This window comes from Agarivorans sp. 1_MG-2023, from assembly GCF_030548385.1.
Taxonomy (GTDB): domain Bacteria; phylum Pseudomonadota; class Gammaproteobacteria; order Enterobacterales; family Celerinatantimonadaceae; genus Agarivorans.
Genome location: NZ_JAUOSJ010000003.1, coordinates 157127 through 175834, shown reverse-complemented (window position 1 = coordinate 175834; position 18708 = coordinate 157127). Strand labels below are relative to the sequence as shown.

19 protein-coding genes are annotated in these 18708 nt (G+C 43.4%); 11 read left to right on the top strand and 8 right to left on the bottom strand.

The features are described 5' to 3' along the window. The first annotated feature begins 104 nt into the window (after positions 1-104). The 4 genes from rsmC to Q4592_RS05125 all read left to right on the top strand — a co-directional run bounded on the left by rsmC (position 105) and on the right by Q4592_RS05125 (position 4424). Positions 105-1136, top strand: coding sequence for a 16S rRNA (guanine(1207)-N(2))-methyltransferase RsmC (rsmC, locus tag Q4592_RS05140; RefSeq protein WP_303510601.1), 1032 nt, complete (start codon positions 105-107; stop codon positions 1134-1136). 140 nt (positions 1137-1276) lie between these two features. Next, complete coding sequence (glgC, locus tag Q4592_RS05135) at positions 1277-2497, top strand: glucose-1-phosphate adenylyltransferase (protein WP_137671814.1); 1221 nt, start codon at positions 1277-1279, stop codon at positions 2495-2497. 92 nt (positions 2498-2589) lie between these two features. After that, on the top strand, positions 2590-4068 hold the full coding sequence (gene glgA / locus Q4592_RS05130) for a glycogen synthase GlgA (protein ID WP_137671815.1): 1479 nt from the start codon (positions 2590-2592) through the stop codon (positions 4066-4068). 77 nt (positions 4069-4145) lie between these two features. After that, complete coding sequence (locus Q4592_RS05125) at positions 4146-4424, top strand: late competence development ComFB family protein (protein ID WP_137671816.1); 279 nt, start codon at positions 4146-4148, stop codon at positions 4422-4424. A 1-nt stretch (position 4425) separates the two neighbouring features. Here the strand turns inward: Q4592_RS05125 and Q4592_RS05120 are convergent, their stop codons facing one another. After that, the gene (locus Q4592_RS05120) at positions 4426-4641 is read right to left on the bottom strand and encodes a hypothetical protein (protein ID WP_235836139.1); all 216 of its coding nucleotides are present in this window, start codon (positions 4639-4641) and stop codon (positions 4426-4428) included. A gap of 74 nt (positions 4642-4715) precedes the next feature. Continuing rightward, on the bottom strand, positions 4716-5588 hold the full coding sequence (locus Q4592_RS05115; RefSeq protein ID WP_303510595.1) for an EamA family transporter: 873 nt from the start codon (positions 5586-5588) through the stop codon (positions 4716-4718). Between the two features lie 255 nt (positions 5589-5843). Between Q4592_RS05115 and Q4592_RS05110 the strand changes: the two genes are divergently transcribed. Then, complete coding sequence (locus Q4592_RS05110; protein ID WP_303510592.1) at positions 5844-6857, top strand: AraC family transcriptional regulator; 1014 nt, start codon at positions 5844-5846, stop codon at positions 6855-6857. Between the two features lie 90 nt (positions 6858-6947). On the opposite strand, the gene Q4592_RS05105 is transcribed toward Q4592_RS05110, so the two are convergent. Further along, positions 6948-7355, bottom strand: a complete 408-nt coding sequence (locus tag Q4592_RS05105) for a GFA family protein (protein ID WP_303510589.1) — start codon at positions 7353-7355, stop codon at positions 6948-6950. Positions 7356-7510: 155 nt separating this feature from the next. Between Q4592_RS05105 and Q4592_RS05100 the strand changes: the two genes are divergently transcribed. Next, positions 7511-7981 carry a WbuC family cupin fold metalloprotein gene (locus Q4592_RS05100; protein WP_303510586.1) on the top strand — a complete coding sequence of 157 codons (471 nt, stop codon included), beginning with the start codon at positions 7511-7513 and terminating at the stop codon, positions 7979-7981. 153 nt (positions 7982-8134) lie between these two features. Next, positions 8135-9256, top strand: a complete 1122-nt coding sequence (locus tag Q4592_RS05095) for a DUF481 domain-containing protein (protein WP_303510583.1) — start codon at positions 8135-8137, stop codon at positions 9254-9256. Between the two features lie 40 nt (positions 9257-9296). Here the strand turns inward: Q4592_RS05095 and Q4592_RS05090 are convergent, their stop codons facing one another. Together Q4592_RS05090 and Q4592_RS05085 are read right to left on the bottom strand one after the other, a co-directional pair. After that, positions 9297-10025: a hypothetical protein gene (locus Q4592_RS05090; protein WP_303510581.1), complete on the bottom strand. Its 729-nt coding sequence runs from the start codon at positions 10023-10025 to the stop codon at positions 9297-9299. 217 nt (positions 10026-10242) lie between these two features. Then, entirely contained in the window at positions 10243-12441 is a 2199-nt protein-coding gene (locus Q4592_RS05085; protein ID WP_303510579.1) for a malate synthase G, read from the bottom strand. Between the two features lie 295 nt (positions 12442-12736). On the opposite strand from Q4592_RS05085, the gene Q4592_RS05080 reads away from it, so the two are divergent. Both Q4592_RS05080 and Q4592_RS05075 read left to right on the top strand, forming a co-directional pair. Further along, positions 12737-13654, top strand: a complete 918-nt coding sequence (locus Q4592_RS05080) for a hypothetical protein (protein ID WP_303510578.1) — start codon at positions 12737-12739, stop codon at positions 13652-13654. 40 nt (positions 13655-13694) lie between these two features. Then, the gene (locus Q4592_RS05075; RefSeq protein ID WP_303510575.1) at positions 13695-13994 is read left to right on the top strand and encodes a 4a-hydroxytetrahydrobiopterin dehydratase; all 300 of its coding nucleotides are present in this window, start codon (positions 13695-13697) and stop codon (positions 13992-13994) included. A gap of 36 nt (positions 13995-14030) precedes the next feature. Here the strand turns inward: Q4592_RS05075 and Q4592_RS05070 are convergent, their stop codons facing one another. Next, positions 14031-14504, bottom strand: a complete 474-nt coding sequence (locus Q4592_RS05070; protein WP_137671826.1) for a YHS domain-containing (seleno)protein — start codon at positions 14502-14504, stop codon at positions 14031-14033. A gap of 114 nt (positions 14505-14618) precedes the next feature. On the opposite strand from Q4592_RS05070, the gene Q4592_RS05065 reads away from it, so the two are divergent. After that, positions 14619-15458 carry an AraC family transcriptional regulator gene (locus Q4592_RS05065; protein WP_303510569.1) on the top strand — a complete coding sequence of 280 codons (840 nt, stop codon included), beginning with the start codon at positions 14619-14621 and terminating at the stop codon, positions 15456-15458. On the opposite strand, the gene Q4592_RS05060 is transcribed toward Q4592_RS05065, so the two are convergent. Beyond that, entirely contained in the window at positions 15451-16050 is a 600-nt protein-coding gene (locus tag Q4592_RS05060; protein ID WP_303510566.1) for a uracil-DNA glycosylase family protein, read from the bottom strand. The genes Q4592_RS05065 and Q4592_RS05060 overlap by 8 nt on opposite strands. Before the next feature lie 13 nt (positions 16051-16063). Further along, the gene (locus Q4592_RS05055) at positions 16064-17107 is read right to left on the bottom strand and encodes an NADP(H)-dependent aldo-keto reductase (protein ID WP_303510563.1); all 1044 of its coding nucleotides are present in this window, start codon (positions 17105-17107) and stop codon (positions 16064-16066) included. A gap of 212 nt (positions 17108-17319) precedes the next feature. Here Q4592_RS05055 and Q4592_RS05050 point away from each other — a divergent pair, with 212 nt between their 5' ends. Beyond that, the gene (locus Q4592_RS05050) at positions 17320-18687 is read left to right on the top strand and encodes a pullulanase-associated domain-containing protein (protein ID WP_303510560.1); all 1368 of its coding nucleotides are present in this window, start codon (positions 17320-17322) and stop codon (positions 18685-18687) included. Positions 18688-18708: the final 21 nt, after the last annotated feature.

Here is an 18708-nt window from a genome sequence, read left to right as displayed (position 1 = left end):
TCAAGTAACCTTAAAAATAAATACTTAGAAGCGGCGATGAGATAGCCTTTTCAACGAAAACTTTCTATTATTGCAGCCAATTATGACCGCGATAAAGCCCTATTATGAACACCTCGCTACACGCTACCAGCCAAGTACTCGCCCGCCACGACCAACTGTTTGCCGATCGGCATTTAGTGGTAGCTGGCCAACTCGCCGACAACTACCCGCTTAACCTGCTTGAGCAAGTCGCGTCGTTGCAAATTTGCTGTAGTCATTACGGTCACTTTACGCACTTTAAGAAAACGGATGATGACAAACTCTCTTGTCAGTTTTCAGTTGAACCTCAATTAGCCAAAAACAGCAATGCGCTGCTGTTTTTTATGCCTAAAGCAAAGCAAGAAGCCGCCTACTTGTTTGCCAGCATATTGCCGCAACTCAGTGATGATGCCGACATATTTGTGGTGGGAGAAAACCGTGGTGGAGTTAAAAGCTGCGAAAAACTGCTCGCGGAGTTTGGCATTAAAATGAACAAAATCGACAGTGCTCGACGCTGTGGTTTATATTTTGGCTCTCTCACTAAAGCGGCTCCCGCCTTTCAGCCAGAACAATGGTTAAGCCAATTTGAAGTCGCTCTGCCAAATACTCGCTTGCAAGTGATGTCACTGCCAGGAGTGTTTAACCACGGTAAACTAGACGACGGAAGTCAACTGCTATTAGATAATTTGCCTGCCTTGCACGGTAGCGTGCTCGACTTTGGGTGTGGCGCGGGCATTATTGGTGCAAGCCAAGCCTTATTACACAAAGTAGACATTACTCTGCTCGATGTAAGTGCATACGCCGTGACTAGCACTAAAGCCACGCTAAAACAAAACCAGTTGAATGGAACAGTAATTGCTTCTGATGGATTAAGCGAAGTAAACCAACGCTTTGATTTCATCGTGAGTAATCCACCATTTCATGCTGGAATAGATACTCAGTACGAAACCACTGAAACGTTTCTTGCCCAAGCCAAACAGCACTTAAATGCCCAAGGCGAATTATGGTTGGTTGCCAATAGCTTCCTGCAGTACGAAGCACTAATAAAGCAACACTTCGCGCGCTACGAAAGCATACTCGACAACAAAAAATTTAAAATTTTGCGTTGTTGTGTTTAGTAAGAACATTATTTTTATTGTGGATTTAATAAAACCCTAGTTTCTGCTATTTACATTAAGGTAAATATCTGGAAACTAAGCCAAGCCACTTTGAAAACGATTTCACGAAACTGACATAATTATTAGAGGTACAAAGTCCCATGGCAGGTATATTAACGATGATTCTCGCCGGTGGTGAAGGCACACGCCTTTATCCACTTACCGACAGCCGTACTAAGCCCGCGGTTCCATTTGGAGGCAGTTATAGGCTAATCGACTTTGCCTTAAACAACTTTGTGAACTCAGATTTTCTTAAGATTTATGTACTTACCCAATTTAAGTCGCAATCACTCAACATTCACCTTCGCCAAGCTTGGCATTTATCCGGCATTACCGACCGCTTTATTGATGCAGTACCGGCACAAATGCGCGTAGGTAAACGCTGGTACGACGGTACGGCTGATGCGATTTATCAAAACGCTCGGTTCATTGAGATTAACGAACCTGACCATGTTTGTATTTTTGGTAGTGACCACATCTACAAAATGGATGTGCGCCAGATGGTTGATAACCATAAACATAACGAAGCTGACCTCACCGTTGCTGCGATTAAAGTGCCTAAAGACCAAGCCGATCAGTTTGGTATTATCGAAGTTGATACCGAAGGCCGAATGATAGGCTTTGAAGAAAAGCCTAAGGTAAACCCAAAAACTATTCCCGGTGATCCAGACCACGTACTCGCCTCTATGGGTAACTACGTATTTGAACGAAAAGTCCTGCTGGACGCGCTGCACGACGATGCCAAAGAAGATGATTCTAGCCACGATTTTGGTAACGACATTATTCCTAAGCTTTATCCCAAAGGTAAAGTGTTCGCTTATGACTTCACTCAAAACAATATTCCAGGAGAAACTGCCAGTGGCTATTGGCGCGATGTAGGTACGCTAGATGCTTACTGGGCCGCTCATATGGATTTGTTAGACGAAGAACCAGCGTTCTCGTTATACAACCCTAAGTTTCCATTACACACCCATTACCCACCACTTCCGCCAGCCACCTTTAAAGATGTTGGCGACAAAAAAGTGAGTGTGAGCCAATCATTGATTTCTGCAGGGAGCTTTATTTTAGGCTCAGAAGTGAATCGCAGTGTATTGGGTTTCAGAAGTCACGTACGCCCAGGCTCAGTCGTCAGTGAGTCGGTATTAATTGGCAACTGTAGAATTGGTGAAGGCTGTCAGATTCGCCGCACCATCATTGATAAAAACGCTGAAATTGCTCCAGGCACCATCATTGGTGAAAACTTGGAAGAAGATCGCAAGCGCTTTACGGTATCTCCAGAAGGAATTGTAGTGATACCGAAAAACGCCAAGGTTGGTTTCTAGGCATTAAATTGCCTTGATAACACATAAGCAATTACTCTAATATTGAACCATATAAGGCACCCTTTGGTGCCTTAATCGTTAAGGAGTTCTCTGTGACAGCCCATCCTGTCAGGATATTGTTTTTAGCCTCAGAAGTTGAAAGCCTAGCAAAAACTGGCGGCTTAGCCGACGTAGCTAAAGCCTTACCGCTTGCCCTAAAGGAACACGGACAAGACGTAAGAATTATTATGCCGTTTTATAAAACCATAAAACGCCACGACGAAGCCGAGAAGATTCTCGATTTACGCTTACCTACAGCAGAAGGCTGTGCCGATATAGATTATGCGGTTTACCGCCTAATGCTGGAAGATGTGCCCGTTTACCTGATTCAGCATAATGACTATTTCGAGCGCGACCAACTCTACAGTGAAGGCGAGTTTGCTTATGATGATAATGGCGAACGCTTCACCTTTTTTTCTCGCGTTGTATTTCAAGTCGCTGAAGCTTTAGACTTCAGACCTGACGTATTCCACTGTAACGATTGGCACACCGCTTTAGTGCCTTACTTACTCAAGCAAAAATACGCCCATCATCCATTTTTTTGCAACAGTAAATCAGTTCTTACTATTCACAATGCGGCCTTCCAAGGCATTTTTGAGAAACATCAATTCCAGTTACTCGAAGGTTTAGCTGATGGCTTAGTAGATCAAATTCTAGATGGCTATAACTGCATCAACCTGCTGAAAGCAGGGATTCGATTTGCCGACAAAATTAACGCGGTAAGCCCTAATTACGCCCAGGAGTTGCTCACCCGTTTAGGTTCTCACGGCTTGTGTGACTACTTTGAACAGCGACGCTCTGATTTAGTGGGGATCTTAAATGGCTGTGAATATGCAGATTGGGATCCCGAAACCGACAAGCTAATTCCTGCCAACTACTCAAGTAGTGACTTAAGCGGAAAAACCGTTTGTCGGCAAGCTCTGCAATTAGAGACTCAACTGGCGCAAATTGATGTGCCAATTTTTGGCATGGTATGTCGCTTAACCGAGCAGAAAGGGTTTTATCTTTTACTACCGGCACTGCAACAGTTTTTGCGTCACAACGTACAAGTTGTGATTGTAGGTACTGGCGACAGCGGTATTGTTACCGAACTAGAAGCCTTACAACAGCAATGGCCAGACAAACTGCGCTTTATTCACGCCTACAGCAACGAGCTTGCTCACTTAGTAGAAGCAGGGGCAGACTTTTTCTTAATGCCATCATTGTTTGAGCCTTGCGGCTTAAACCAGATGTACAGCCTAGCTTATGCCACTTTACCTATTGTGCGCGGCGTGGGTGGGTTACGAGATACGGTTTCAGATTATGATGAAGATCCTAGCCAAGCCACTGGCCATATTTTTTATGATCCTGAACCCAGCGATTTACTGAATATTTTGCGCCGAGCGCTGTTGCTGTATCTAGAGCACCCAGAGGAATTTCAAGCCATGCGTCGTCGCGCCATGCAATCTAGATTTCACTGGCAACAATCGGTTTGGCAATACGAAGCTTTATACAATGACGCCTTAAATGTGAATCCGGTTCAACAACAATAACAATAATGGCCCAGAGAGTGGCGACTCTGGCTATTCTTATATAACCTGAATGTATACATTTATTTGAGGGATATTACATGCGCTTATCAGAGGAAATTCATAACTTTACTGAGTTCCTAGTGGGTGAACAACTGCATGCTTTAGGAATTCACAAGCGCTGTGATTTAGATACTCTACAGGATTTATGCTGCTTGGTGCTTAACCGCTTGCCGCCACGTTACATAAGACACGATGTAGACGTGCTCAGTGCTATTAGCGACGCCGAACGTGAGCAACTAGTAGAGAAAACTAAAGTCGCTATTGAAGAGTGTTTACAGTTTCTAGAGCAAGACCGCCGCCAAGGACCTCGCAACTAGCTTACTTAGGTAAAGATATTTCTAATTCAATAGCGGTACAGCCCTTGGTGCAATAAACACCAGGGGCTTTTTCTTGCCCAGGCAAAACCACAAACAAGGCTTGCTTACAGCTTTCACACTGTTTTGGTTTCCCTGCCAATACTTGCTTAATCAATTGGCGTTGCTGCTGATAAGAGTTAGCACTGCGTTTATTCAGCTCTTTAAATCCAGACATCATAAAATCTCTTGGTAACAATAGCGCCACTTTAGAGCCTAGCGCCCTCGCTTTCAATTGCTATTTAGCGCAACAACTCATCGCGCTAAACGAGCGCGTAATTTTGCGCCAAATACACAGCATATTAATCCTAATAATACCAAGCTAGTTCCCGCCCATTCGCTCCCTGTTAAACGTTCTTCAAAAGCCAAACTTGCGGTAAACATTCCCACCACGGGCACTAACAAAGCAAAAGGAGTAACCGTGGCTGCGCTGTACTTGGCCAGTAAACGCCCCCACCATGCGAAAGCCAACAAAGTAGAGATAAAGCCTACATAGGCTAATGCCAGCCAAGTAGTCCCGCTTGCATTCAGCAGTAATTGTAGCGGCTGGTCATTTTCAAAATGGTAAGAAAACAGCAACAAAGGCAGAGGTGGAATTAAACTCACCCACACCATAAAGTGCAATACATTTACTCCGCCCGCTTGCTTCATAAATAGGTTAGACACTGCCCAAGATAACCCCGCCAGCAGCAGTAATAACAAGGCAGTTAAACTTAAGTTTTCTGAGCTAGCCGTAAAAAACAGCAAGAACCCCGTACAAGCAATGAGGATCCCGATAAGCTGATATTTAGTCACCTTCTCTTTGAACCAAATAGCGCTAAGCACAATAGTAAACATGACTTGAGCTTGCAGCAGCAGTGAAGAAAGCCCGGCTGACGCTCCCACTTTCATCGCGACAAACAACAAACTAAATTTAATGACGCCGAGGAAAAAGCCCACCGCTAGAACATTACGCCAAGCTGTTTTGGGAAAAGGCACTAGCAAAACAGCCGGAATAGCAACAATGGCAAAACGTAATGCGGAAAACAGCACCGGCGGAAGATCTAACAAGCCAAGCTTTATCACCGAGAAATTTACGCCCCAAATACTGGCAACAAGCAGAGCAAACACGATGTCTAGCGGTTTCATACAGTCCTTGATGGTGAACCAACTTACTTGTAACCAGCCTACCCTGAGTAAAACCCGTGGTCAAAGCACTGCCTTCATAGCCATTAGAGCAAAAAATATGACTAGACTCATCCTCTCGATTTTTACATTTAACTATCTCTGCGCACAAGGCTTGCCGAGAGTTGAAAATGCCCGTATAAAGTACACTTTGAGTACATATCTATAAAATATTGATTTAAAGTGTACTTACATTAACGATAAAAAGAGCAGGGCTTGATGAAAGACATTAACATTTCGTTTATACGACTGAATTTTATCAAGCCTATTATTGATGGCTTGCAAGCCGAGTTCGCTATTACTAGCCAAGATTTAGGCATTCCTAATAAGCTTTTAGAAGAGCCTCTATCAATCGTTCCTGTCACCATTTTGAACCGCTGGTTAGAAAGAGCTGAGCAACTCACTAACGACCCTTTATTTATGCTCAAACTGGCTGATTATTTACGCTTTGAAAACATTCAGTACTTTAGTAATTGGGTCTACTTCACTCCAGATCTGGCCATTACCTTTCGCCGAGTGAATTACGGCACCTCTTGCTTACAATCGGGTTCCACCTTCCACGGTTTACAATCGGGTCACATTATTAAGTGGTGTTACAACAACCCATACTTGAACAAACAGGGACGGCTGCACGACAGTATTCGTATCGCATTGATGATGGTAAACATGCTGACTTATTACCACGGAGATAACTATGTCCCCTTGCAAATCAACCTTACTGGCCCGAGTAGCAACCAAGCCAAGCTAGAGGCGTTTTTTGGTTGTAAGGTGAATGTCTCCAGCGCGCAAACCGAGGTGTGGATTAACGCCTCAGTAGTAGAACCCAGTGATAATAATCAATGGAAAAAACAATCTCCTTTGCGACTTAACGATGCTCAGCTAGACGACTTAATCAATATCCCTCAACCCCATGATATTGCCAAATCTCTTTATTCATTGGTGAATTTTTCTCGATATTACGGTCGACCTACAGTGGATTTTTTAGCCGATTGCTTGGGTATGTCACGACAACAATTACAGCGTCGTTTATTGGTTCACGGCTGGAATTTTTCCTCTATGACCAGCTATGTGCTGAGTAATGAAGCCATTCAATATATGTTTAAAGGTTACTCCATTAGTGCCATTGCAGAGCTTTTGGCTTACAGCAATGAGCAAAGCTTCTCGCGAGCCTTTAAACGGCTGCGAGGTATTACCCCGAACCAATACCTACAAAAGCTAAATAATAAAGGCTAAGGAAGTAAGCCACTGAGCGTTTTCTCTACTCAAAACAAACGCCTCCGTGGCATTAGGCGCAACCAACACCTGTAAAAAAGCTAACGGCGTTTACTCTCTGCCCTCTTTAAACTGAGGCAAGTGATCGGTAATGTCGTGCCAACAGGCTTTGTATTCCACAAAAATATGCGCGTCGGGTTTTAGCGTAACCTCGCTGTCTAAGCTTGCTAAGCTAAATTCAATAAACTCGCCACTATCATTCGCTGGCGCAAAGGTTAAGCTTGAACCGCAATGTCCACAAAACTGTCTCACCGTACCGTTTTCGGCTTGGTATTGCTGCAATTTACTTTGACCACTTAACCAATGAAAATTTTCAGCTTTCGCTTCGCCATAAGTGGCAAAAGCAGCACCATGAAATTTTCTGCACATACTGCAATGGCAATGCCCCATTCTAGGCTCTAAGTGATCTACTCGGTAACAGATTTGACCACATAAACACTGTCCAGTGTATCCATCCATGTTAATTCCTCTTCGCTAATGCTAACGCTGCACATCTATACACCCTACACCCAAAACAAGCATTTGTTGAGTGAAGGTAATTGTGCCACCATATTGCCAATTATTTGCTCGTGCTGAATACCGCACAGACACCATAATAAATAGGACTATTTTCGATGTTGAAAATCATCAGTACTAAGGACTTTGCAAACTTTAGTGATAATGCCAAAGCCGCGCCGCGCCAGCGCAGCCACCACAACCTCCACGAGACTCTCGATGCCAACGTACAGCGCTTGTTTATTGCTACTGAGCCAAATACCTATATGCGCCCTCACCGCCACAGTGAAGCACATAAATGGGAGCTTTTTTTGGTATTACAAGGGCAATTAGATTTACTTATTTTTAATGATGAAGGCGAGCTAACCCAGCGCCATAGCCTTTCGCCCGACACTAACCGTGCTATCGAAATTCCACCCAATACTTGGCATGGTTACGCCTGCATGCAACCAGGAACCGTTGGCTTGGAGATAAAAGAAGGTGCTTACGTACCAACACCAAGCGACGACTTTGCGCCTTGGTCTCCGGCAGAAGGTGAAGAAGGGGCAGATCAGTATCGCGAATGGATGCGTCACGCCGAAGTAAAATAGAGCTAAGCGCTGTTAAAAACGTTAAGGGCCACTATCACTTAACGTTTTTAAACAAAACACGCTGTCCTTAAAGAGTTTATTTCGTAATGAGTAAAAAGCCGCTAATATCAAAGCACTATTCTCATTTTGCTTAATGGAGCACTTGCAAAATTGATGCGTCTGCTTGTTTTACTTGCCTGTAGTCTTATATTTAGCTCTTATTTAAGAGCAGAAGATGAGCCGGCAGCCCCACCTGAAGATATTCCCTCAGTGAGCGAGCAGTTTCAACAGGACTATTTTAGTGCTTTGGACTTAGATGAGGACAAAGACTGGATCCAGTTAGACTCTGGTGAAGTGATTCAAGGTGAACTCGAAGAGCTTTATCAGAAAAAAGCCTTATTCGACAGTGACGAGCTAGATGACTTATCCATCGACATTGAAGATATTCAGCGACTGCGCACAGCTAAATGGTTTCAAGTAAATCTACGAGGATTAGGCGTGGTTCGAGGCCGCTTAATGGTAGATGAAGAAAAAGTCACCATAGTAGGTAAAGATACCCACTTTGCCTCACGTTACGACGTTATCTCGGTCTATCAAGTGGCAGAAAGCGAAGCTGACCGATGGGAAAACAAAGCCACACTGAGTGCAAACATTGCCAGCGGCAATACCAATACCCTCGAGATTAACGGAAAATTAAACAGCGAACGCAAAACCGCCCTAAGTCGTACCATTATTACTTACCTAGGCGTTGTGTCGGAATCCAACGATGAAACTACGGCACGCAATCACCGCGTTACGTTATCTCACGATTTATACAAGCACCAAGATTGGTTCTTTCGCCCGGTATTAGCCGACTTTTATCACGCTCCCCTTAAAAACATTAAGTTACAAAGCCAACTCGCTTCTCAAGTGGGTTACATTGCCGTTGAGGATGATGACAAAAAGTGGGAGTTATCGGCGGGTCCGTCATGGCAACAAACCCGTTTTGAAGAAGTGACCGCTGGCACCTCTAATAAAGAAAGCAGTTTAGGTTTATCTTTTGGTTCCAACTTTGAAATCGATATAACGAAAGATATTGAGCTCAATCATGATTATCAAATGACCTTATCACAAACCAAAACAGGTGGTTATCAACACCATAACCTCCTCAATTTTGCGATAGATATTACCGACGATTTAGATTTAGATATCGATTTCATCTGGGATTACACCGCCTCCCCCACGCCGGATGCAGATGACATTACGCCAGAAAAAAATGACTATCGGGTCGTGATTGGCATAGGCCTCGATTTTTAGTCACAAAAAAGCCTCTTAGAGTTAAGAGGCTGTAGAGGTATTACAAGGTTGTAGAATCAGCTTCGCTCTGCAGTTGTTTAGCTTTTATGCTACTTGCATTGGTATCATCATTTAGCTTAGCCATATTACGAATATGCGCGACACAAAACTCAACCGAACGTGCCAGCTCCTGTTTCAACCCATCACCATTTTGAAGATCGATATAAGATGGAGCCAACTCAGTATCTGCATATTCAGGCAAATTTCCGCAAGCTTCTTCGGCAATAACACTGCCTTTGTCTCTATCAATTAAACGGGCATGCACTTGATAGCTCACTCGGTAGTTATCCCAATCGCTAGTGTAATAGATTGATCCCCAGCCTAGAGTTCGAACATCCAAAATATAGTCATAGTCACTGTATAATTGAATGATGTGTGGAATCTCCGGGCTGGTTAGGCTTTTTGATGTATCATCAACCACCTTAACCTTATAACTATTGCTTAAACCACTGGCTAACTCTCGAGCAATATCTAGCGCGGGGTCTTCTACTTTGTTATCTACAATCATCGCGTTACCGTTAGATATAGCCGTGGCTAAACCTAACAAACCAAACTGAACACCAGCGGCAGTTTGAGCGGCAAAATCAGGAAGTGACTCATAACGAGTATATACCAGGGTTTTATCGGCCAGCGATAACGACTCACTGGCTTCAAGCTGATCTGTTTTAATACTTGAACAAGCGCTAAGCGAGGCCGCGACTAATACAAATAATAGCCTTATAAACAACATGTTAATCCTTTACTCTTTCTACATTACGGCATATCCATGCCTAATCGTTGATGTGAGCTATTACTGGTTAAATAGCGCCGCTACGATACCATTATTTGTTTTTGAGTCTAGTATTCTATTTATCTTATATTGATAAGAATCAATAGATTAAATGCAGAGTAAACCGATTAAATATAAAAAAAGCACCCTTAGGTGCTTTTTATTGCCAAGTTCTAATTTAGCTAGCTTTAAACTTGCGTCGCCAGGCATGTAACAAAGGTTCGGTATAACCGCTAGGTTGCTCACACCCTTTAAACACCAAATCTAAAGCTGCTTGATAAGCAAAACTACTCTCCGCCTTACCAGCCATATTTAAATACAGCGGATCACCTGCATTTTGCTGGTCAACCAAGTTAGCAATAACTTCAAAACGCTGCTTAACTAAACTTTCACTCACCACCCCATGCTTTAACCAGTTAGCCACATGCTGGCTAGAGATACGCAAGGTGGCTCGGTCTTCCATTAGGCCCACACCGTTAATGTCTGGCACTTTTGAGCACCCTACACCTTGCTCAACCCAGCGAACCACATAACCCAAAATACCTTGGATATTGTTATCTAGTTCTGCAATAAGCTGTTGTTCAGACCAATCTGTTTGCTCGGCCAATGGCGGAGTCAGTAAATCAGCTAGGCGCTGAGTACTGTGTTGTTCTAGATGCTGGGCAAGTTGCTGCTGAACAGAAAACACATCCACCTGATGATAGTGAATCGCATGTAAAGTTGCTGCAGTAGGCGACGGTACCCAGGCGGTGCTAGCACCACTTTGTGGGTGAGCTTGCTTAGCTTGCATCATTGCGGCCATCATTTCAGGCATCGCCCACATACCTTTACCTATTTGCGCTTTACCTTGTAAACCGCATGCTAAACCTGCTTCTACGTTGTTTAACTCGTAAGCTTTAATCCAGGCGCTTTCTTTAATCTCACCTTTTGGCACCATCGCTGCTGCGTGCATGCTGGTATGAATTTCATCACCGGTTCTATCTAGGAAACCGGTATTAATAAATACCACCCGTTGGTTTGCCTCGGCAATACATGCCTGTAAGTTTACGCTGGTGCGGCGCTCTTCATCCATAATGCCAAGTTTGATGGTATTAGTCGCTAAACCTAAAAACTCCTCAACCGCGCCAAATACCTGATTACTAAATGCGACTTCTTCAGGGCCATGCATTTTAGGTTTTACAATATAAATAGAGCCTTCGCGCGAGTTGCGATAAGGGCTATTACCAAGCAAATCATGTTTACCAATTAAGCTAGTAAATACGGCATCAAGCAGCCCTTCTGGCACTTCATTACCATCGGCGTCGAGCAGTAAATCACTATTCATTAAGTGGCCAACATTGCGCACAAACATAAGTGAGCGGCCACTTAAGCTAAAACCGTGGCCTTGGCTGTTAACATAGTGGCGATTTGGCTCTAGCTCTCGAGTGATGGTTTGGCCATTTTTACTCAGGGATTCACGTAAACTGCCACGCATTAATCCTAGCCAGTTTTTATATACTTCGACTTTATCTTCAGCATCAACCGCCGCGATAGAATCTTCACAGTCCATAATAGTGGTTAGCGCGGATTCTAAAACGATATCTTTAACATTGGCGCTATCTTGCTCACCAATTTGATGCTCTGCATCAAATTGAATCTCAATATGAAGGCCATGATGTTGCAACAAAATAACACTTGGCTGCTCAGCATCTCCCTGAAAACCCGCTAAATGAGACGCTTCAGCTAAGGTAGTGTTAGAGCCATCTTTTAGGCTCACTAACAAGCCGCCAGATAATACACTGTAGCGCGTGGCGTCGGCATGGCTGCCATGAGCAAGCGGACAATGTTGGTCGAGCAAAGCGCGACCATAAGCAATAACGGCGGCGCCGCGTTGTGGGTTATAACTGCTACCAGGTGCCAACTGTCCGCTTTGGTCAATAGCGTCTGTGCCGTACAGTGCGTCGTATAAACTCCCCCAACGGGCATTGGCTGCATTAAGGGCATAACGCGCATTCATAACTGGCACCACTAATTGTGGGCCAGCTAACAAGGCTAATTCTCGGTCGACTTTTGAGGTGCTTAGGGTCACATTTTCAGGAGCATCAACTAAATAGGCTATATCGATTAAAAACTGTTGATAAAGGTTGGCATCAAACGGGGATGGATGCTGTTGGTGCCATTGGTCTATTTGGGCTTGTAGCTGTTCACGCTTAACCAGCAAAGACTTGTTTTTAGGTATGAAGTGTTGCAGATAGCTTTCTAAACTTGACCAAAACGAGGCTTGGTCAACACCGGTTTCTGGCAGTACGTCCTGGTTAATAAACTGGTACAGCAAGTTAGATACTTGGAAGTGTTCCAGCTTGTGGTAGCTTGATGCCGCAGTGGTCGGTTTAGTCATCCAATTGTCCCTTATTTTATAGTTATTATGTGTTGCACGATGGATTCAACCTCGCGCTTTAATTCATGTTACCCTTAGTTTCTTGCAGCAGGTTCGAAGCTCGACCTACAATAATTGTCAGATTAGCATCCCATATAAGGCCCTAGATAAACAATTGGCCAAACGTAGCATTTGCAATCATACAACTCTTTGATAGTATTTTTCAAACACTTGTTTGAAATGAGTTACCAATTACACTTTAATAATGTAAACCAGAGTAAACAGGGCTTAGTTTACCCATTCAAGAGGCAAGGATTTGCTGGCATTTATTTCTCGATTCTCAACACAGTTACTGGCTAGCTGCGTATTAGTAGGTTTTGCCCTACCTAACTTTTCAAATGCTTTATTACCCTTATTACCCGCGGTATTGTTTTTTCTGATGCTGCTCACCATAGTTAGCCTCAACATTAAAACTCTGGTAACCGACTTAGCTCAAGCCTCTGTTTGGTTGTACGCTGTTTGGCATACGTTTGGCGTTACTATTTTGATCATGACGTTAGCGTGGTTACTTAATATTGATAGCAAACTCTACCTCGCCATTGCCGCCACTTGCGCAACCGGTTCCTTATTTGCCAGCCCGGCTATTGTGCGTTCCTTAGGGTTAGATGCGCAGCGCTGTATGGCCATGACCATTGCCTCAACCTTGCTGATGCCTTTGGTATTGCTACTCAACGGCTGGCTATTTAGTCGCTTTAACGGCAATGAGCAGTTACAGCTTGATATGCAAACCTATAGTCTGCGTTTAGCTATCTTTATTGTTTTACCCATCATGATCAGTTTGTTAGTCCACAAGCTACTAAAACAAAGCTTGATTGAACAAGCTTTAAAGCAAATTCGCCCGTTTACCATCGTGTTAGTGTTTTTCTTTCCTTTAGGTTTAATGGGAGCTTTTAGAGAAATATTCGATGAAACTCCCAGTAAAGCACTGGAATATTTGCTCATTGCCAGCGGGGTGTGCCTGGTATTGTTTATCAGTAGTTTTTTGCTGTATTACCGACAAGGTAAAAACCTGGCGATTATCAGCGCCATTACCGCAACCAACCGCAATGTATTGCTAACCTACAGCATTACTGGCAGCTTTTTAGGCTTAGAATACATGATATATATGGGCGCAATTCAATTGCCCATTTATCTTTTGCCAATGCTGGTGAAACTGGCAGTTCGCCCCAGCTAACCTAGGCTAAATAGAAGTATGATTGATTTAGGAAGATACGATGAGTGATGAACAAGCCTTAAGTCCATCGGCTATTCAAATGGCATTAAAACATTTACCTGACTGGCAATTTAGCAACAATAGCATTGAAAACAGCTACCGTTTTAAAGATTTTGTACAAGCATTTGAGTTTATGGGCCATGTCGCTGACTACGCAGAACAACAAAACCATCATCCGGATTGGAGTAATTGCTATAACCGCGTCAATATCGCACTCACCACTCATGAGTTAGGCGGAGTAAGCGAGCGAGATTTTAAATTGGCCACATTGATCGAAGAGCTTTACCAAAAATATTATTGAGCCATCGAAGTGTTGGGCTTCAATGGCTCAAAAAGATTATAGTTTGGCAGCATCAATCGGCTTAATCTCTGGCCAATGTTGATTAGCATCCACAATCAGCTCGTTAGTGTTTTCTAACCAACGTTGTTGCACTTTTTTATCTAAGTTTAGATAAAGCTTTCCATCAACAATTTTCCAGGCCGTAGGGTCAGTTTCAAACTTTTTCTCCATGGCTACACCAAAGGCACAGTAACCACCATACTGAGGCGCGAACTTAGCGGGGTCTTCTTTAAATGCATCACGATTGCTAGCACTAGCAAAATGGTAAATAGCGTTGTTATGACTCGCAGTAAAATCACCAGAACCTTGAGTTGGTTGGCCACTAACAAAGTATGCAACGGGGTCGTAACCTTGTATCGCTAAGTCGTTGCTATCTACGCTCATTCCAATATCTGCAGCTGCGCTCACGCCACTAAATGCCAATGCTGTTACTAAGGTGGTATTTCTGATTAGGGCTTTCAAACTGTTCATTTTATTTCTCCATAAATTAACCGCTAACTGCGATAGTGAAAATTTAACCGCTTAGTCCGGTCTGTTGGGATACAATCGTCCGCTTGTTGGTGCGAAAAGTACGGAGTGTTATTGATGGACCAATTATCTGGCTTGCTAAGGCAGTTCTCTGTTACTGCTGGTGTTTTTTATTCAGGTCAATTATGTGGCTTATCTGATGTGGAAACCGGTGATGACTTAGTGGGTCATATTCATGTGTTGAACCAAGGTAAATTAAGCATTCTGCAAGCCAATAAAAAAATCGAAGTGACTCAGCCCAGTTTGGTTTTTTTTCCTAAACCGCTTGCACATCGTTTAGTGGTTGATTCAGAACAACCCGCAGAACTAGTGTGCGCAACCATAAGATATGGGAATGCTAACAGTAGCCCTTTAGCCAACGCCCTCCCAAAGCAAATAGTATTGCCGCTAGCTGAGCACCCACAGTTTTCAAAAACTATCGATTTACTATTTAGTGAAGCCTTTCAGCCTGCCGATGGCTCATTGGTGATTATGGACCGCTTAGTAGAGGTGCTAATTAGCTTATTGCTGCGCTACAGCGTTAATAAGCAAAACCTTGATACTGGCCTATTAGCCGGGTTAATACATCCTAAGCTCAGCCTAGCATTGGCTTTATTACATGAAGACCCAAGTAAAACGTACCCCTTAGAGACTCTAGCCCACGCAGCAGCCATGTCTCGCACTAGCTTCATTGAAACCTTTACTAAAGTAATTGGCAGCTCACCGGGGGATTACCTGGTAGATTGGAAGATTCACCACGCCCAACAACTACTAAAACAAGGTAAAAGCATAGCGTGGGTAGCATCGTCTGTTGGCTACCAAAGCCTATCGGGATTTAACCGAGCTTTTCGCAGTAAAACCCAAATGTCACCTAAACAATGGTTAGACGGCCAAAATCTCAAGCATGCTGCTAGCTAAGCGCCAGCTTTGCTAGTGCATTTTGTAACTGCGGAACTAAAGACTGCTCAAACCAAGGGTTGTTCGCAATCCAATAGCGGTTGCGTGGTGAAGGATGGGGCAAAGGCCATAAGGCCTGCTCACTGTAATATGCAAAATTAGCGACATTTTCGGTTAACGACGTTTTATTGGGCGTGTTCAAATACAAGGCTTGCGCATATTGGCCAATTAATAAGGTAAGTTCTATATTAGGCAGCTCTGCCAATACCCGTTTATGCCACGTGTCAAAACACAGTTTAGGTGGCGGTAAATCACCTTGTTTTCCTTTCCCTGGATAACAAAATGCAGCCGGCACAATAGCCACCTTTTGGGGGTTGTAGAATATCTCTTTATCTAGGTTAAGCCACTGGCGTAGTCGATCACCACTCACATCATCCCAAGGTATGCCACTTTTATGAACCTTACTGCCCGGTGCCTGACCAATGATCAACAAACGAGCTTCAGGACTCGCTTGAATAACAGGTCGAGGATCAAGCTGAGCTTTACACAAGGTGCACGCCCTTACTTGTTCAAGTAAAGGTACCAAGTTATTTTTTCGATCAGCGCTGATCATCTCACTCACCTATTTAAGGACAAGGAATACGAAACTCGTCGCCAATTTCCTGAAGACGCCGCTCGAGTTCATCAGAGATCACCACTTGAGTACTCGATAAGTTTTCTTTTAACTGCGCTAAAGAAGTAGCACCAATAATATTAGAACCAACAAAGCTACGCTGATTAACAAATGCCAGTGCGAGTTGAACAGGGCTTAAATCAAACTCTCGTGCCACATCTACATAACGCTGAATTGCCCCTTCGGCGATATCGCTTCCGTAACGGGCAAAACGTTTATAAATAGTTAAACGCGCCCCCTCTGGCCATTGATTATTTAAATATTTACCGCTTAGTGCACCAAATGCTAATGGCGAATAAGCCAACAAGGGCAAGTTTTCACGGTGAGAGACTTCAGCCAAGTTGATTTCGAAACTACGATTTAGCAAATTATAAGGGTTCTGGATCGACACGATCTTAGGCAAGTTATGCTTCTCAGCTAGCTGAACATATCGCATTGCCCCCCAAGGCGTTTCGTTTGAGATCCCCAAATATCTTACCTTACCGGTCTTAACGAGATCAGCCAAAGCCTCTAAGGTTTCGATGATAGGTGTTTGAGCGGCGTCTTCTTGGTGTTGATAATTCAGTTGACCAAAAAAGTTAGTCGCTCGATCTGGCCAATGCACCTGATATAGATCTAAGTAATCAGTCTGTAGTCGATTCAATGAATCTTCTACTGCTTGGTGAATACCATTCCAAGTTAAGCTCATATCGTTGCGAATGTAGCCGCCACGGTCACTCTGAGAGGGTGCAGCTACTTTAGATGCCAAAATAACCTCATCTCGGCAATCCCGTTGAGCGAAGTAGTTGCCAATCATGGTTTCCGTAGCACCTTGAGTGCTTTGCTGCGGAGGAACCGGATACATCTCAGCAGTATCGATAAAGTTGACACCATTTGCTAAGGCGTAATCCAACTGAGCAAAGGCATCAGCTTGGGAGTTTTGCTCACCCCAAGTCATGGTTCCTAGGCATATTTCACTCACATTTAAATTTGAGTCGCCGAGTTGACGATATTTCATAGTTTGTTCCTCTAAAGATCTTACCCATTGCTTTCTTGCAATTTTTATCAACAGCAAAAACTGTCTTTTTTTTGTACAAAAATCTACTGCAATTGGAGCTAGGTCAATTTTTCTTTAAAATTTAACACCATATTGGTGATCTAGTTGCTACTTCTTTACTGTTTTTTTAGTTACTATGGCGTTATGCGACTTAACAAGTTAATGGAGTAATTGTGCAAAGAGCATCAATATTTATATTACTTTTCTGGTGTGTGAGTACAGTTGCCACTGCGGCCAACGTCACAGTGCATTATAAAAGTATCACTAACAACTATGATGGTTGGGGTCTTCACATCTGGGCTGGCGAAGAAATGGTTAATGGCAAAGAAGTAGGTGCCAGAACCGATTTTCGCTTGCGTAAAGGTACAACCCCTGCGGATCCACTAATGCCAAGCAAGTTTGACGACTTCGGTGTGGCATTTACTATTCCTGTTCGCCCTGATGCGAAGCAGTTTTCTTACACTTTAACTAACGGTGAACTTCACCATATGAAAGTTGAAGAGTGGAAGTGGATTAAAAGTAAACACGGTATGGATATTTGGATTGTAGAAAAAGATCCAAAAATCTACACGGGTCTTCCTAGACAATTCGCTAATAGTGCTAAAACAGCGACAGCAAAAAAGACCACTACCCCACCTAAAGCTAAAACTGTATTGCCGCCACCGGTACCTAAAGTAAAAGCAACAACCACTACCGCTAAAGCTAAAGTAGCGCCAAAACCGAAACCGAAAGCAAAATCAGTAGCTAAGAGTTCTGGTCCAAGCCCTGAGATGAAGCGTACGTTAGCGGTATTAAAAGACGATTTAACGAAAAAGAATCGTAGTATTAATAAGTTGCAATCGGCACTTAACGATACTCAAAAAATCAACCAACGTTTGCAGAATGACTTAAATAGCAAACTAATTGATTACCAAGCGTTGTTACAGCTTAACGATAAGATCAGTAATGAGAACCGTACTTTAACTGCATCTAACCAAAGTTTGTACAGCCAAGTAGAGCAAGCTGGTAGCAGTAATGCTGAAGCTCAACTACTTGAGCGTAACCAACAGCTAGAGAATCAACTGGCTGGTGTAAACGAGCAAATATTAGGTCTTCAAAAAACAATTTCTGAGAATACTGGTAGTTCAGAGCAACAGAAACAGTTACAAGACCAATTCAACCAAATGCAGACTCAGCGTGACGAGTTACGTGACCAAAACAATAAGCTAAGTGCTCATATTGTTGAGTTGGTGCAACGTACCGAAGATGCAGGTCAACCAGAACAATCAGGCATTGCTTGGTGGTTATTTGGAGCTGTGGTTGCGGTATTGGTAGCACTTATAGGTTTAGTATTCTTTGCCACAAGCAAACGCCATAAAGATCTTCAGTTAGATATGGAAGATGCGTTAAAACGTAAAGAAGAAGAAATTAAAACAGAGAAAATCTACGCAGCAGCCGCGAACGAAAAACTTCGTAAGGTATTGCATGGAGAAGCTCAGCAACGCAGTTGGTCACCGTTACCCGACAGCTTGCCAGAGAATCTCAAGAAGGACTCTGCATAATCAATCAAGGCCAGCTTAGCT